Origin of the sequence: Amycolatopsis sp. M39 (genome assembly GCF_001651785.1) — a bacterium.
Lineage (GTDB): Bacteria > Actinomycetota > Actinomycetes > Mycobacteriales > Pseudonocardiaceae > Amycolatopsis > Amycolatopsis rubida.
This window is the reverse complement of the sequence record NZ_LWSF01000006.1, coordinates 419,676-434,441: the sequence shown is the minus strand read 5'-3', so window position 1 is coordinate 434,441 and position 14,766 is coordinate 419,676. Positions and strand designations below refer to the sequence as shown.

Here is a 14,766-nt window from a genome sequence, read left to right as displayed (position 1 = left end):
GGACTCAACCGGACTGCATGACGCACCGGACCCGGTCGAACCGGCCCTCGGCGAGGTCGTCCTCGCGGATCAGCCAGTACAGAACGCCGGCGTCGCCCCACGTGAGGCCCGCGTCGCCGTCGCTGTCGATCTGGGCGAGCAGGGCCCAGCGCAGCGCTTCGCCGGCGAGAGCGGACTCCGACGCGTCCTCCGGCAGGACCGCCGCGGCGACCTCGTCCTCCGGCGGCCCCTGCACCGGCCAGGTACAGCCGCCGATCTGGTGGTAGGGCGCGGCTGAGGACTGCCGGAGCAGGTCGAAGAACTCCTCGGACCAGTTGTCCGGATCGGAGAGCGGAAGCCCGTCGCCGGCGAGCGTGCGGCGCAGCACCTCCTGCTGGGAGTTCGGGAAGGTGCCGGCGATTTCCCCGGACAGCTCCAGCCGCGGATAGCCCTCGACGCCCTCCGGCGCGGCCCGTTCCGCGGTCTCGGCGCCGGCCGGGACGACCGCGACCCCGCCGAGAGAAGTCAGGTCGACCGGCCCCTCGGCCTGGAACCAGTCGTCGCAGTAGAAGAACAGCAACGAACCCGAAGCGGGCAGCTCGATCCCGCCGGGCACTCGGGGCAGCGCCGCGCAGTCCACCGACGCGACGAAGTTCATCGGCAGCTCGCCGCGCCAGACTGGCCATTCCACGTCCGCGGGCAGCGCGGGGTTGCCGCCGAGGCTGCCGACGCGCACGCCGTTCCCGCGGGTGTTCAGCCGCACCGCGGGCCGGAACACCGTTTCCCACGCCTGCGCCACGTCCGGCGGAAGGTTCTCGCGCGCCAGCTTGGCGAGCGGGTCGATCCAAGAGGTCATGGGGAGATCTTGACAGCAGGCACCGACAAAAACGGCCGTGTGGCCACCGCAGGGGTGATCCCGCTACGGTGGGGACTCGTGAACATCGCCGACACCTACACCGGACACGTCGAACCGGGCGGCGACGCCGCCCGCCGGACGCTGGACGGGCTCGCCATCACCAAGCTCTCCGTTGGCCCGATGGACAACAACGCGTACCTGCTCGTGTGCCGCGAGGAGAACGAAGCGCTGCTGATCGACGCGGCCAACGACCCGGAGCGCATCTCCGACCTGATCGGCCACGGCCCCGACCGCCCCGCGCTGCGCACCGTCGTGACGACCCACCAGCACCCCGACCACTGGCAGGCGCTGGGCGCGGTCGCCGGAGCGAACGGCGCGAACACCGCGGCGCACCCGCTGGACGCGGAACCGCTGCCGGTCCCCCCGGACTTCCTGGTCGAGCACGGAGACACCCTGAAGGTCGGCGCGGTGACGCTGGAGGTGATCCACCTGCGCGGCCACACACCGGGGTCGATCGCGCTGCTGTACCGGGATCCGTCCGGCCACCCGCACTTGTTCACCGGGGATTCGCTGTTCCCGGGCGGGGTCGGGAAGACTTCGTCGCCGGAGGACTTCGCCTCGCTGCTGGACGACGTGTCGTCGCGGATTTTCGACGAACTGCCGGACGACACGTGGTTCTACCCCGGGCACGGGGACGACTCGACGCTGGGCGAGCAGCGGCCGCACCTGGCGGAGTGGCGCGAACGCGGCTGGTGATCGGAGTTGTCTTGCCCACGCCGGTCGAGCGGCTAAGGCGGAGGCATTCCGATCGGCCTGCTGAAGGCCGCAGCTTCGACCGCTCCGGAAGCTTTTCCGCCGACGGCACGGGGCCGGGGAGCGGGAGCTCCCGCTGGGTCGGCGAAAGCGGTGATCCGCTTCGAGGAATCCGGCAAGGGCAGCGGTGCGTGGTTCCGCGGCTGTCGTGTCGCTGCCGGTACGTGAGTCCTGAACAGATCCGCGCCAGCGCCTCACGCCGCGCATACGAACGGCGGATCTCACGGCAGCGAACTGCTCCGAGGTCTTCTGCGTCCGCTTCGTGACCAGTCGCTCCGGCGCCGGACAGGAAGCCCTGTTTTCCTTGCGGCACAGGGAAAACGGGGCACTGTCCGGACAGACTCATTCCTCGGCCGCATCGTGCGATGCCGAACGCGACTTGGACATGATCGGCAGCCAGCATTGCAATGGAGACATGAATCTGCCGCGGGTCATCGCCGTCGAGGAACATGTCGCCACCGAGCAGTTCCTCAGCACCGCACACAGTCTCGACGTCCTCCACGGCGACCGGGCCGAAGTCGACCTCATGCGCGTGGTCGAAGCCCGGGAACCGTTTCGGTCGGCGCTCACCGGCCTGGAGCGGCGAATCGCCGCCATGGACGCTGCGGGACAAGCGATGGCGGTGCTCAGCATCAACCCGCCCGGCGTCCAGCCCTACCCCGCGGCCGCCGCCGTTCCGCTGGCCCGGGTGGTGAACGACGCCCTCGCCGACCTGGTGCGGCAACGCCCCGGCCGGTTCGGCGCTCTCGGGACCGTGGCCCCGCAGGATCCGGCCGCCGCCGCGGACGAGATCGAACGGGTCATGGGGTCGCTCGGACTGCACGGAATCATGGTCAACTCCCACACCGAAGGCCGGTACCTCGACGAGCCGCAGTTCGCCCCGCTGCTCGAAGCGGCCGAAGCGGCGAAGGCGCCCGTCTACTTGCACCCGAGGTTCCCGAGCATGCTTGCTCCGTACGACGCGTACGGAATGCAGGCCGCGGTCTGGGGCTATCAGGCCGAAGCCGGCCTGCACGCGATGCGGCTCATCCTGAGCGGCGTGTTCGACCGCCACCCAGGCCTCACGGTCGTGCTCGGCCACCTGGGCGAAGGCATCCCGTACTGGCTCAAGCGCATCGACAACCGCCATGCCTTCGCCGCTCGCGTCCCCGGAGCCGCGGGGACCATGCCGAAGCTCCGGCTCACGCCGAGCGAGTATTTCCGCCGCAACTTCGTCATCACCACCAGCGGCATCGACGACCCGGCCGTCCTCGCACTCGCCTTGGACGCGATCGGGGAGGACAACATCATGTTCGCCATTGACGCGCCTTACGAAGACACCGCTGAAGCCATGGCCTTTCTCCGGTCCGCCCCGTTGTCCGACGCGCAGCGAGCCAAAGTCGGCTGCCTCAACGCGGAGCGCGTTTTCAGCCTCCGGTGATCGCGGCGCCGATGCACTCGCCCAGATTCGAGACCAGCTCGGCAATGCCGGTCACGCCGCCGGAATCGGCGCTGGTACGGTCAGGCGATCTTCGCACCCGTCCCCAGGTCCGGGTCGTCGGTGAGGTCGAACGACATGAACGCTGGCGAGGCGCGCCAGGTACACCCCTTAGCTGCCGGAGTCGTCGATCACGAAGGCAGTGCCTCGTGTCCGATCGACCGGTCAGGCTGATGACCTCGACAATGGCAGCGGTGCTTCGACGATCGCGTGCTTACGTCCACGCGGTAGGCGACTGACTCGGCGAGCGGCATGCTGGCGCCTCGCCGCCCGCCGAGGCGCGCGTGCGCGATCAGCCGGACCTCACTGCCGCTCGTAAGGCAGCTTCTCCCCCGCCTCCACCGCGAACGGCAGGTGATTGCCCTCCGGCGGCAACGGGCACGTTGCGAAATCCGTGAACGCACAAGGCAGATTCACCGCCCGGTTGAAGTCCAAAATCACCGTCCCGTCCTCGGCAGCCTCGGCGACCGGCAAGGAACGGTTGGCGGCATAAGTAGTCACCCCGCTGGTCGCGTCAGTGAAAAGAATGCTGTACCCGCCAGTCTTCCCGTTGAACGCAGTAAGCGTGTACTCGACCCCGTCACGTTCGAAGACGACCCGCCCCGGCGCCGTGTAGACGTGCGACAGTCCCTCCACGACCGCACCCACAGTCGTCGGCCGGGGCTCGTCGAACGGCTCGAACCGGCCAGTCAGGACCCACGCCGGGTCGGGTTCGTAGGCGGGGACGCCGTGGAAGGCGTGCAGCACAGGCGCTTTCGGGTCGTGGACGCGGATCAAGTGACCCGACCGGCGCGCGATTTCGATTTCCACCGAGCCAGCCGTCACCCGGGTGCCCGCGCCGCTGTTCACCAGCTCGAAGCGGTGGACGTCAGTCAGCAAAGCGCCTTCGTGCCGCAACTGTCCGCCAGCCGGATCGACATAGGCGGCTTCGGCGTCCTGCCACCATCGGCCGGGCAGGCCGGGGTAGGTCCGCGGCGAATCCTCCAGCCAGTCGAGCGACACCAGCGCCAGCCAGCCGTACGGATCGGCCAGCGTCTTTTCCCGCTCCGCTTTCCAGTCCTGCCACGCCTGCGCGAACTCCACGGTCATATCGGGATCCCTTCAGTGAGTGTCCATCGCACAACACCGTCCCCGGCATGGCATTCCGTCTCCCAGCACGTGGGAACGGTAGGGTCGCCCGGGTGGCGGAGCAGACGGAACAAGCCGTGGAGATCTACACCGACGGCGCGTGCAGCGGCAATCCCGGACCGGGCGGCTGGGGCGCGCTGCTGCGCTACGGCAAGCACGAGCGCGAGCTGTACGGAGCCGAGGACACCGTCACCACCAACAACCGCATGGAGCTGATGGCTCCGATCCGCGCGCTGGAAAGCCTCACCCGCGCGTCCGTGGTGCGGATCTACACCGACAGCACGTACGTCCGCAACGGCATCCTCCAGTGGATGCCGCGCTGGAAGAAGAACGGCTGGCAGACGCAGGCGAAGCAGCCGGTCAAGAACGCCGACCTCTGGCAGCGCCTCGACACCGCCTGCCAGCAGCACGAGGTCGAGTGGCTGTGGGTCAAGGGCCACGCCGGGCTCCCGGAGAACGAGCGCGCGGACAAGCTCGCGGTCAAGGGATCGCAGGAAGCCGCCGCGGCCGGGGTGCGCCGGGCCCGCGGCTGAGCCGTGCGGGTCACCTCGCGAGCTTGGCCTAACCGCTTCGACAGGGTTCCGCGGACCGAGATCGCCGCGCGGTTTCACGAGACGGCGGCGCATCCCTGGTTCCGCCACCTCGCGGACATCGCCGGCGTGCGAAGGCGGCCGCCGCTTGGCAAAGCTGGCGTCGATGCGGGATCTGGTCGTCGCAGCCCGGCCCACCGACAAAATAATTAGTCTTGACAAAAATAAGCATCGGTTGGCAAGCTCGGCAGCATCAGAAAGCCGAGAGGACAAGCCATGCCGAAGTTCACGACCGTCGCCGAGTACGTCGCCGCGCAGCCTGAAGCGCTCCGCGAGGTCTATGCCGCGCTCTTGCCCGTGCTCGACGACGCGATGCCGCACCCGGCCGCGCTCTACCACGGCGCGCCCACCTGGAAGGCAGGCAGGAACCCGGTCTGCCTCGCGAAGGCGTACAGCTCATACGTGACGCTCGCCTTCTGGCGCGGCCAGCTGATCGACGGCGGCCTCGAACCGAGCGCCCGCGAAATGGCGCACGTCAAACTGCGCAGCGCGAAGGACGTCGACGCCAAGCAGATCGCCGCCTGGGTGCAGCAGGCCCTGGCACTGGAGACAGAATCAGCGGCGTGACGAACCCCTGCCCCTGCGGGCTGCCCGAGCCCTACGCCGACTGCTGCGGCCGATTCCACCGCGGCGACCAGAACGCCCCGACGGCCGAACGGCTGATGCGGTCCCGCTACTGCGCGTTCGCCGTCGGGGAGCCCGATTACCTGCTCGACACCTGGCATCCGGACACCCGCCCGAAACGGCTGCGGCTCGATCCCGCACAGGAGTGGACCCGGTTGGAGATCCTCGGCCGGACCGGCGGCTCGCTGCTGCAGAACGAGGGCACGGTCGAGTTCCGCGCGCACTACCGCCACCAGGGCCGCGACGATTCGCAGCACGAGAACAGCCGGTTCGTCCGCGAGGGCGGGCGCTGGTACTACGTCGACGCGCGCTAAGCGGAACCGCCGGGGAAAATCGGGCGAAAAGACCCCGTCGAGGTCTGTCCCCGGATGCTCCGGGCGGCTACTATCACCGGCAATCGTTAAGGAACTTTACTAACAATCGCCGCCGCCAGGAGCCCGAGGAGGACCGCTCGTGACCCCACGCCGGCCAAGAATGCCCGGACGGCTGTTAGCAGTCGCCGCCCTGACCGCAGCGCTGATCCCCGGAGTCGCCGGGGCCGCTTCGGCCGGGCCGGAGCCCGGCCGGGCCGCGATCCCCGGCTATCTGATCCAGTCCTCGGCCAAGGTGTCCGACGACGCCTCGGTGTCGAAGCCCGGCTTCGACGCCAACGGCTGGTACCCGGTCGGCTCGCAGTCGACGGTGTACGCCGGGCTGCTCGCCAACGGCCGCTACTCCGACCCGTTCTACTCCACGAACATGAAGAACGTGCCCGCCGCGGACTTCAAGGTTCCGTGGTGGTACCGCGCCGACATCAAGGTCGCCGACCCGTCCCAGCGCACCTACCTCGACGTCAGCGGCGTGCTGTCCAAGGCCGATGTCTGGGTCAACGGCACCCGCGTCGCGACCAAGGACGAGGTCAACGGGCCCTACACCCGGCACGACCTCGACGTGACCAAGCAGGTGCGCGAGGGCGTCAACAGCGTCGCGTTCAAGGTCTACCCCAACGACCCGAACAACGACCTGTCGATGGGCTGGATCGACTGGGCGCAGACCCCGCCGGACCAGAACATGGGGCTCGCGCGAGAGATCGTCGTCCGGCACAGCGGGCCGGTCGCGCTCCGCGGCGCGCACGTCGTCACGAAGCTGAACGTGCCCGCGCTCGACCACGCCGACCTCACCGCGAAGGCCGACGTCCGCAACGACTCCGACGCGCCGGTCCGCACCACGGTGTCCGGCACCGTCGCGGGCAAGCCGGTGAGCCAGGACGTTTCCCTTGCCGCGCACGAAAAGAAGACCGTCACCTTCCCGGTGATCGGCGTCGACAAGCCGCAGGTGTGGTGGCCCGCCGGCCTGGGCGGGCAGCCGATGCAGGAGCTGGACCTGACCGCCAGCGTCAGCGGGACCGCCTCCGACGCGAGCCGCTCCAGCTTCGGCATCCGCGACGTCAAGGCTCCGCTGAACTCCAGCGGCGGACGGCAGTACGTCGTCAACGGCAAGCCGCTGATGATCAAGGGCGGCGGCTGGTCCCCCGACCTGCTGCTGCGCTGGGACGCGGGCCGGGCGGCGGACAAGCTCGCCTACGTCAAGAACCTCGGCCTCAACACCGTGCGGCTGGAAGGCCACATCGAACCCGACGCGTTCTTCGACCTCGCGGACCGGATGGGCGTGCTGACCATGCCCGGCTGGGAATGCTGTGACAAGTGGGAAGGCCAGGTCAACGGCGACGAGAAGGGCGAGCCGTGGACCGAGGCGGACTACCCGATCGCCAAGGCGTCGATGACCGCCGAAGCCGAGCGGCTGCNAGCGGCTGCGCGACCACCCGAGCGTGCTGTCCTTCCACATCGGCAGCGACTTCGCGCCCGACGCGCGGATCGAAAAGGGCTACCTCGACGCGCTGTCGGCGGCGGACTGGCCCGCGGCGGTGATCTCCGCGGCTTCGGCCAAGGCGTCGCCGAAGCTCGACCCGTCCGGGATGAAGATGAACGGCCCGTACGACTACGTCCCGCCGAACTACTGGTACGACAAGGCGCACAAGGACGCGGGCGGCGCGTGGAACTTCAACTCCGAGACCAGCGCCGGGCCGGACATCCCGACGATGGACACGCTCAAGCGGATGATGACGCCCGCCGAGCTGGAAACGCTCTGGAAGAACCCGGCCGCGCCGCAGTACCACCGCTCCGAGTCGGAGACCTTCGCCAACCTGAAGATCTTCGGCGACGCGCTGGGCGGCCGCTACGGCAAGCCGACCAGCCTGGACGATTTCGTCCGCAAGGCGCAGCTGGCGCAGTACGAGAACGTCCGCGCGGAGTTCGAAGCGCACTCCCGCAACTTCACCGACTCCAAGGACCCGTCGACCGGGCTCATCTACTGGATGCTCAACAGCGGCTGGACGTCGCTGCACTGGCAGCTGTTCGACGCCTACCTCGACCAGAACGGCTCGTACTTCGGGGCCAAGAAGGCGAACGAGCCGCTGCACATCCAGTACTCGTACGACACGAAGTCGGCTGAGGTGGTCAACTCCACCGCGAAGAAGGCGTCCGGCCTGACCGCCAGCGTCGAGCTCTACAACACCGACGGCACGAAGAAGTTCTCGAAGACCAAGAAGAACCTGTCGGTCAACGGCGGCGGCGCGCACGCGAAGGCGCTCGACATCGGTAAGGTCAGCGGGCTTTCGTCCACCTACCTGGCGAAGCTGGTGCTCACCGATTCGGCGGGCAAGGAGGTCAGCCGGAACGTGTACTGGCTGTCCACCAAGGACGACAAGCTGAACTGGAGCAAGTCGGACTGGTACTACACGCCGACGTCCTCCTACGCGGATCTGTCCGGGCTGTCGAAGCTGGGCGCGGCGAAGGTGGGCACCACGGCGACCTCCGCCCCGGGTCCGGACGGCACCACCGTCACCACGGTGAAGCTCACCAACACCTCGCCGGGCAAGACCCCGGCGTTCATGGTGGACACGCACCTGGTGGACAGCGCGGGCGCGCCGGTCCTGCCGGTGAGCTGGTCGGACAACCAGGTCAGCCTGTGGCCGGGCGAATCGGTGACGCTCACCGCCACCTACCGCACCGCCGACCTGCACGGTTCGGCGCCGTCGGTGCGGGTCGCGGGCTGGAACACCGGCACGCGGACCGTCCGCGGCTAGGCGCCTCGTGCGGGGCAATCCCGGCGAGAACCGGGATTGCCCCTCACGAACCCCACAGCCGCCGCTGCTCCGCATCCGGATCGGACACGGTCGTGCTGACGTCGTCGAACACCCGCGTCACCCGGTCCTCCGGCGTATAGGCCGCCCACCCCGGGTCGCCGGTCGTCACGAACCGGACCCACGTCTCGAACATCTCCTTCGCCATCGCCTGCAGCCGTTCCGGATCGGGGCGGGCGATGGCGAACAGGAACCGCCAATTCGGGTTGCGGACGTCGTCGAAGACGAACGGCAGGTCCACCCCGTGCGCCGCGCCGAGGCCCTTCCCGCGCGGCGCGATCCGCCAGTCCAGCCGGTACATCCAGGCCGTGCCGCCCGCCGCGTGCTGGGTTTCGGCGAGCCGGATCGACGGCAGCCACCAGTCCCCCGCCGTGCGGACGCGGTTCACCAGCTGGTCTTCCGGCCAGTCCGGCAGCAGTTCCCGGTACGCCTCGGTCATCCGCGCGATGACGTCCGGTTCGAGCATCGTCGAGCCGGTGCCGAGCAGTTTCGCGCCGCCGGTTTGCAGCCAGGAGAACAGGTCCTGCTCGTCGGCCGTGGTGCCGGTGAGGATCCGGACTTCCCGAGCCGCCCGGTCCGCGACAGCTTCGCCGGGCCGCTGTGGCAGGAGATCTCCGTCGACCACCACCCGATACGGCACCAGGGTGCCGAGCTGAGCCGTGACCCGTTGCTGCGCGGTCAAAATCTCCGTGACCGGCAGCGTGCGCAGATCTCCCTTGCCCAGCTCGGCCAGCACCGCCTCGCCGACAGCTTCCGCCTCCGCCGGGGTGTGCACGACAGAACCGACACCGGTGCCGCTCTGCACGATCGCCTGGCTGAACAGCCCTCGCGCGGCCGGAACCGCCAGCAACGTCCCCACAGTGCGGCCGCCGTTGGACTGCCCGGCGAGCGTGACGCGCCGCGGGTCGCCGCCGAACGCGGCCACGTTGCCGCGGACCCACTCCAGCGCCAGCACTTGGTCGCGCAGCGAGAGATTCCCGTCGGAAACGCCAGGCAGCCGGAGCATGCCGAGCCCCCCGAGCCGATACGCGACGGTCACCACGACCACGCCGCGGCGGGCGTACGCGGAGGCGTCGAACTGGTGCGGCGCGCCCAGCACTCCGCCACCGCCGTGGATCCACACGAGCACCGGATACGAACCTGGCGCCTCGGGCGCGTAGACGTTGACGTACAAGCAGTCCTCGCCGCCGACGAAGCGCTTCCCGGTCACGTCGGGCTGTGGAGCTTTGGCCGCGAACTCCGTCGCGTCGCGCACCCCGGTCCAGGACGCCGCCGGCACCGGCGGCCGGAACCGCAGCTCCCCCACTGGCGGCTGCGCGAACGGCACCCCCAGGAAGAACCCGGCTCCGTTCCGCACCTCGCCGCGGACGGCACCGGCCCGCGTCTCCACCGTCGTCACGGACCGCAGCCTAACGCCGGCCCCCGCGCGTGCGCCGGGGCCGCGGGTGATGATTGTCCCGTGGAAATCGCAGCGGAATTGGTGGCGCTCGTCCTGACGGTTCTCCTGGTGACCGTCGTCGCGCGCCGGATGGACTGGCCGGCCCCGCTGTGCCTGGTCGCGGTCGGCGTCGGGGTGTCGTTCATCCCGGGGGTGCCGCAGTACGAACTGGACCCGGAGATCGTCCTCATCGGGCTGCTGCCGCCGTTGCTGTACTCGGCCTCGATCCAGACGTCGCTGATCGCGTTCCGCAAGCTGCGCGGGCCGATCGCGCTGCTGTCGGTCGGGCTGGTGGTGTTCACCGCGTTCGGCGTCGGATTGGCCGCCTGGCTGGTCGTACCCGGGTTGCCGCTGGCCGCCGGGATCGCGCTGGGCGCGGTCGTCGCGCCGCCGGACGCGGTGGCGGCGAGCGTGGTCGCCCGGCGGGTCGGGATGCCGCGCAAGCTCGTCCGGCTGCTGGAGGGCGAGAGTCTCTTCAACGACGCCGCCGCGCTCGTCGCGCTGCGGACCGCGATCGCGGCGATCGCCGGCGCGGTCAGCCTCTGGCAGGTCGGTCTCGACTTCCTCCTCGCCGCGGTCGGCGGGATCGTCGCCGGCTTCCTCGTCGGGCTGATTGTCACGTACGTGCGCGCGAAGCTGGAAGACACGCTCACCGACACCGCGCTGTCGTTCGCGGTCCCCTTCGCGGCGTACTTGCTCGCCGAAGCGGTGCACGGATCCGGCGTGCTGGCCGTGGTCGTCACCGGGCTGATCCAGGGGCACCAGACGCCGCGGATCCAGTCCGGGCCGTCACGGCTGGCGAGCAGGCTGAATTGGGAGACGGTCCAGTTCCTGCTGGAGAACATGGTCTTCCTGCTGATCGGCCTGCAAGTGCGGCGCATCCTGCACGAGGTCGGCAAGAGCGGGCTGTCGCTGGGGCAGCTCGCCGGGATCTGCGCCGCGGTGCTCGCCGCGACGATCCTGACGCGAATGCTCTGGATGGCCGGCATCGGCGTGGTGAAACGCCTCCTGAACACCCTGGGCGTGGAACGCGGCAAGGTGTGGCCGTGGCGCTATTCGGCGGTGATCGCGTGGGCCGGGATGCGCGGCGTGGTCACGCTCGCCGCGGCGTTCGTGCTGCCCGCCGACACCCCGCAGCGCGCGGTGCTCGTGCTGGCCGCGTTCGTCGTGGTGGCCGGGACGCTCGTGGTGCAGGGCATGACGCTGCCGCCGCTGATCCGCCGGTTGCGGCTGCCTCGGCCGGACCCGGCGGAGGACGCGCTCCAGGAAGCCGCCGTGCTGCACGACATGACCCGCGCCGCGCTCACGAAGCTGGAGGAGTTGCGCCGTCCGGAAGACCCGCCCGAGGTGATCGCGCGGCTGCGCGACCGGTTGCAGGGCCGGTCCGACGCCGCGTGGGAACAGCTCGGCCGGCAGAGCGCGCTCGCCGAAACCCCGAGCGACGCCTACCGCCGGCTGCGCGTCCAGCTGCTCGAAGCCGAACGCGACGTGTTCCTCAAGGCACGCGACCGAGGCAGTGCCGACGACGCGGTGCTGCGCCGCGTGCTGGCCCGGCTCGACATCGAAGAATCCATGCTCGACCGCGACGAGGAGGAACCCCCGGTGGCCGAACGCGAACTCAGCACCCCCGCCGCCACGGCCGGGTCCTGCAAGCACCTCAGCCACGAATGGCCGGACCAGGAGCCCAGTTCCCGGGATTCCTGCGCCGAATGCGTCGAGGCCGGGATGACCTGGGTGCACCTGCGCATGTGCCTGAAGTGCGGGCACGTCGCCTGCTGCGACTCGTCGCCGGGCAAGCACGCCTCGCAGCACTTCCACGAAACCCTGCACCCGGTGATGCGCAGCTTCGAGCCGGGCGAGACGTGGCGATGGTGCTTCGTGGACAAGCAACTCGGTTGAGCCGACCGGTTAGGGTCGGGGCATGAGCACGCCCGGACAGGAAGTCGAGTACCGCCAGCACCGCTTCAGCCCGCCCTCGGGCGCCACTGAGATTTTCCTGGTGCGCCACGGGGAATCGATGCCGCAACGGCTCAGCGAGCCGTTCGATCTCGTCGACGGCCAGGCCGACCCGGACCTCGCGCCGGAAGGCCGCGACCACGCCGCCCGCGTCGGCGAGCGGCTGGCGCCGGAACGCATCGAAGCGCTGTACGTGACCACGTTGCGGCGCACCGCGCAGACCGCGGCGCCGCTGGCGGAAAAGCTCGGCCTCACCCCGGCCGTCGAGCCGGATCTGCGCGAGGTCTACCTCGGCGAATGGGAAAACGGGCTGTTCCGCAAGCACACCGCCGAGGGGCATCCGCTGGCGCGGAAGCTGTGGGAAGAACAGCGGTGGGACGTCCTGCCCGGCGCGGAATCCGACGAAGCGTTCGGCCTGCGGATCCGGGCCGCGCTCACCCGCGTCGCCGCGGCGCATCCGGATCAGCGGGTCGCGGTGTTCACCCACGGCGGCGTGATCGGCGAGGTGTTCGCCCAGGCCAGCCGTGCGCTGGAGCGGTTCGCGTTCCTGGGCGCGGACAACGGATCGATCTCGCACCTCGTGGTGCACGGCGACAACTGGCTGATCCGCGGCTTCAACGACCGGTCTCATCTGGCGGCCCCGCCCGGCTGAGCCGGCGCGTCGCGGCGGACGAACCCCGCCGCGACGAGCTGCACCGTCACCAGCACGGCGACCGCCTCCGCGGCCAGCAGCCCGATCAGCACCAGCACCTGGGTCGTACCGGCTTGGAGCGGGCTCGCCCCGCCCAGCAGGACACCGACGTACGCGCCCGGCAAGGTCACCAGGCCAACCGTCCGGGTCTGATCGAGCGCCGGGATCAACGCGTGTCCCGCCGACGGACGGCAGATCTCCAGCGCGGCATGCCTCGGCAGGAACCCCAGCGCGAGCGCGGCTTCGTACTCGCCGTGGCGTTGCTTGAGTTCGTCGAGCGCACGGCGGGCCGCCTGCGACGTCGCGGTCATCGAGCCGCCGATCACGATCCCCGCGACCGGTACCACGGAGATCGGCTTCGCCGGGACGACGCCGGACCCGAGGACGAGCCCCAGCACCGGAAGCACGCCGGACGCCAGCGAGAGCGCGACCCACCCGATCCGCTTCGGCACCCCGATCCGGCTGGCCGACGTCGCGGCGGCGATGGCGAACATCGCGAGGACGAACAGGCCGGTCAGCCAGCCCGAACGCAGGATGACCGTGATGACCAGGGACACGAGCGCGAGCTGCGCGACGGCGCGGACGGCCGCGACGAGCACCGCCCGCCCTTGCCCGAGCTGCCCGAACCGGACGACGGCCGCACCCGCGAGCGTCAGCACCGCGAGCACGGCGATCAGCGCGGGCCCGAATCCGATCGCACCGTTCACGGGGTGATCCTGCCCCAGCCCGCGGTCCGGGACGAGGAGCCGGGGTGCTTCTCCCTGACCAGCACTGCCCCCGCGGGGTTTCTCAGCACCGCGGGGTGCGCGGGGTGCGCGGGGTGCGCGGGGTACGCGGGGTACGCGAGGTACGCGGGGTACGCGAGGTACGCGGGCTCCGCTTGCGCGCTGCGCTCGGCGCGCGCTCTGCCGATGCCTGCGCGGGGACAGAGAGCTTCGAGCCGCTCCGGTCAGGCGCTGCAGCTGAGCTGCCGGCCCTCCCCCGCCACCGATTTCTCGGCGACCACGTGCCCGTCCACCCGGATCCGGCACAGCAGCGCCCCGGCGCTCTGCGCGACCAGGCTGCTGAACACCGGCTGCTCGGACGGAGCCTTCCGCCGCACCGTCACCGACCAGGGCAGCCGCACCTCGGCCTGTTGTTCGAGGTCGCCGCCGGTCGCGACGTAGGTGAGGTTGTGCGCGACGTCCCCGCCGGTCAGCTCGTAGACGACCGTGCGGGTCACCTCGCGCACGATCGCCGGTTCGACGGTCACCGACGGCACCGACGCGGCCGGAGCGGGCCGGTCCGGGGTCGCTTTCGGCATGACATACCACGCGACAGTGACCGCGACGGCGATGACGCCGACCACGACCACCACGCTTCCGAGCGGCCGCAGCCTGCCCGATTCCCCCCGGGCCGCCGCGGGCCGGGTCGCGCCAGGAACACCCATGGAGAGGTCTTCTCTTCTCGAGCGCACTTCCCGCGAGTGCGACGTCTGGTTCTTCGCCAGACCGTTACACGGCGTTAGCCAAACCGCGAAAATAGCCCCCATTTCACCCTGATGGGGGTAGGGATCGTTCGCTCACGAGCACGGTCACCACGCACGATGCCGATGACGCTGGCGCAGCCCCTGGTTGACACAGGGTGATCAGTCGACCAGCCCGGCCTCGGCCAGCATCCGCAGCACGCGCTGTCCGGCGGGCGGGCAGGCGGCGGCGTCCGCGGCGCGCAGCCAGGCGGACTCGGCGATCTCCGCCGACGGCTCCGGCTCGCCTGCGTGGTCGGCGGTGTAGCAGGTCATCCGGACGCGGCGGCCGTCGGCGAATCCGTCGGCCTGCTCGTCGAGCAGCGCGAAGAAGCGGAAGCTGAGCGGGTCGAGCGCGACGCCCAGTTCCTCGCGGATCTCCCGGCACAGCCCCTCGACGTCGCCCTCGCCGGGTTCGCGCTTGCCGCCGGGGAGATAGAACTTCTCCTTGCCGGTCGTGCGGACGGACAGCAGCCGCCGGTCCCGCACGTGAACCCAGGCCAGAGCATCGATCGGGGTCATGGGCGCC

General features: G+C 70.2%; 13 protein-coding genes and 1 pseudogene. 8 read left to right on the top strand and 6 right to left on the bottom strand.

The annotated features are described in order from the left end of the window. Positions 1-4: 4 nt before the first annotated feature. On the bottom strand, positions 5-835 hold the full coding sequence (locus tag A4R44_RS19150; protein ID WP_067582136.1) for a YwqG family protein: 831 nt from the start codon (positions 833-835) through the stop codon (positions 5-7). A gap of 78 nt (positions 836-913) precedes the next feature. Between A4R44_RS19150 and A4R44_RS19145 the strand changes: the two genes are divergently transcribed. Together A4R44_RS19145 and A4R44_RS19140 are read left to right on the top strand one after the other, a co-directional pair. Beyond that, positions 914-1,591, top strand: coding sequence for an MBL fold metallo-hydrolase (locus A4R44_RS19145; RefSeq protein WP_067582133.1), 678 nt, complete (start codon positions 914-916; stop codon positions 1,589-1,591). Positions 1,592-2,063: 472 nt separating this feature from the next. Then, positions 2,064-3,068, top strand: coding sequence for an amidohydrolase family protein (locus A4R44_RS19140; RefSeq protein WP_067582130.1), 1,005 nt, complete (start codon positions 2,064-2,066; stop codon positions 3,066-3,068). A gap of 360 nt (positions 3,069-3,428) precedes the next feature. Here A4R44_RS19140 and A4R44_RS19135 read toward each other — a convergent pair whose 3' ends face one another. Continuing rightward, positions 3,429-4,214, bottom strand: coding sequence for a DUF1684 domain-containing protein (locus tag A4R44_RS19135; RefSeq protein WP_067582127.1), 786 nt, complete (start codon positions 4,212-4,214; stop codon positions 3,429-3,431). 92 nt (positions 4,215-4,306) lie between these two features. On the opposite strand from A4R44_RS19135, the gene rnhA reads away from it, so the two are divergent. From rnhA to A4R44_RS19115, 4 genes and pseudogenes are all read left to right on the top strand, one after another. Continuing rightward, positions 4,307-4,786: a ribonuclease HI gene (rnhA, locus tag A4R44_RS19130; protein ID WP_037818141.1), complete on the top strand. Its 480-nt coding sequence runs from the start codon at positions 4,307-4,309 to the stop codon at positions 4,784-4,786. Between the two features lie 273 nt (positions 4,787-5,059). Next, on the top strand, positions 5,060-5,410 hold the full coding sequence (locus tag A4R44_RS19125; RefSeq protein ID WP_067582124.1) for a DUF1801 domain-containing protein: 351 nt from the start codon (positions 5,060-5,062) through the stop codon (positions 5,408-5,410). Beyond that, positions 5,407-5,781 (top strand): YchJ family protein, encoded by a 375-nt coding sequence (locus tag A4R44_RS19120; protein ID WP_067582121.1) that lies wholly within the window; start codon positions 5,407-5,409, stop codon positions 5,779-5,781. Before A4R44_RS19125 ends, A4R44_RS19120 begins: the two co-directional genes overlap by 4 nt. A 160-nt stretch (positions 5,782-5,941) precedes the next feature. Further along, positions 5,942-8,591: pseudogene (locus A4R44_RS19115) on the top strand (exo-beta-D-glucosaminidase). Positions 8,592-8,634: 43 nt separating this feature from the next. Here A4R44_RS19115 and A4R44_RS19110 read toward each other — a convergent pair. Then, a complete protein-coding gene (locus A4R44_RS19110; RefSeq protein ID WP_067582118.1) occupies positions 8,635-10,047 on the bottom strand; it encodes a carboxylesterase/lipase family protein in 1,413 nt (470 codons plus the stop codon). A gap of 60 nt (positions 10,048-10,107) precedes the next feature. On the opposite strand from A4R44_RS19110, the gene A4R44_RS19105 reads away from it, so the two are divergent. Continuing rightward, the gene (locus tag A4R44_RS19105; RefSeq protein ID WP_161269424.1) at positions 10,108-11,985 is read left to right on the top strand and encodes a Na+/H+ antiporter; all 1,878 of its coding nucleotides are present in this window, start codon (positions 10,108-10,110) and stop codon (positions 11,983-11,985) included. A 22-nt stretch (positions 11,986-12,007) separates the two neighbouring features. Continuing rightward, the gene (locus A4R44_RS19100; protein WP_067582115.1) at positions 12,008-12,694 is read left to right on the top strand and encodes a histidine phosphatase family protein; all 687 of its coding nucleotides are present in this window, start codon (positions 12,008-12,010) and stop codon (positions 12,692-12,694) included. Here A4R44_RS19100 and A4R44_RS19095 read toward each other — a convergent pair. The 3 genes from A4R44_RS19095 to A4R44_RS19085 all read right to left on the bottom strand — a co-directional run bounded on the left by A4R44_RS19095 (position 12,670) and on the right by A4R44_RS19085 (position 14,759). Then, positions 12,670-13,440 carry an ABC transporter permease gene (locus A4R44_RS19095; protein WP_067582112.1) on the bottom strand — a complete coding sequence of 257 codons (771 nt, stop codon included), beginning with the start codon at positions 13,438-13,440 and terminating at the stop codon, positions 12,670-12,672. The two genes, A4R44_RS19100 and A4R44_RS19095, sit on opposite strands and share 25 nt — an antisense overlap. 242 nt (positions 13,441-13,682) lie before the next feature. Beyond that, a complete protein-coding gene (locus A4R44_RS19090; RefSeq protein WP_067582109.1) occupies positions 13,683-14,162 on the bottom strand; it encodes an MmpS family transport accessory protein in 480 nt (159 codons plus the stop codon). A 198-nt stretch (positions 14,163-14,360) separates the two neighbouring features. Next, positions 14,361-14,759, bottom strand: a complete 399-nt coding sequence (locus A4R44_RS19085; protein ID WP_067582106.1) for an NUDIX domain-containing protein — start codon at positions 14,757-14,759, stop codon at positions 14,361-14,363. Between the last annotated feature and the right edge of the window lie 7 nt (positions 14,760-14,766).

Bases quoted from the DNA above. Each gene is read 5' to 3' on its own strand.
- A4R44_RS19150 (WP_067582136.1), bottom strand. From the start codon at position 835: ATGACCTCTTGGATCGACCCGCTCGCCAAGCTGGCGCGCGAGAACCTT.
- A4R44_RS19140 (WP_067582130.1), top strand. From the start codon at position 2,064: ATGAATCTGCCGCGGGTCATCGCCGTCGAGGAACATGTCGCCACCGAG.
- A4R44_RS19135 (WP_067582127.1), bottom strand. From the start codon at position 4,214: ATGACCGTGGAGTTCGCGCAGGCGTGGCAGGACTGGAAAGCGGAGCGG.
- A4R44_RS19125 (WP_067582124.1), top strand. From the start codon at position 5,060: ATGCCGAAGTTCACGACCGTCGCCGAGTACGTCGCCGCGCAGCCTGAA.
- A4R44_RS19100 (WP_067582115.1), top strand. From the start codon at position 12,008: ATGAGCACGCCCGGACAGGAAGTCGAGTACCGCCAGCACCGCTTCAGC.
- A4R44_RS19090 (WP_067582109.1), bottom strand. From the start codon at position 14,162: ATGGGTGTTCCTGGCGCGACCCGGCCCGCGGCGGCCCGGGGGGAATCG.
- A4R44_RS19085 (WP_067582106.1), bottom strand. From the start codon at position 14,759: ATGACCCCGATCGATGCTCTGGCCTGGGTTCACGTGCGGGACCGGCGG.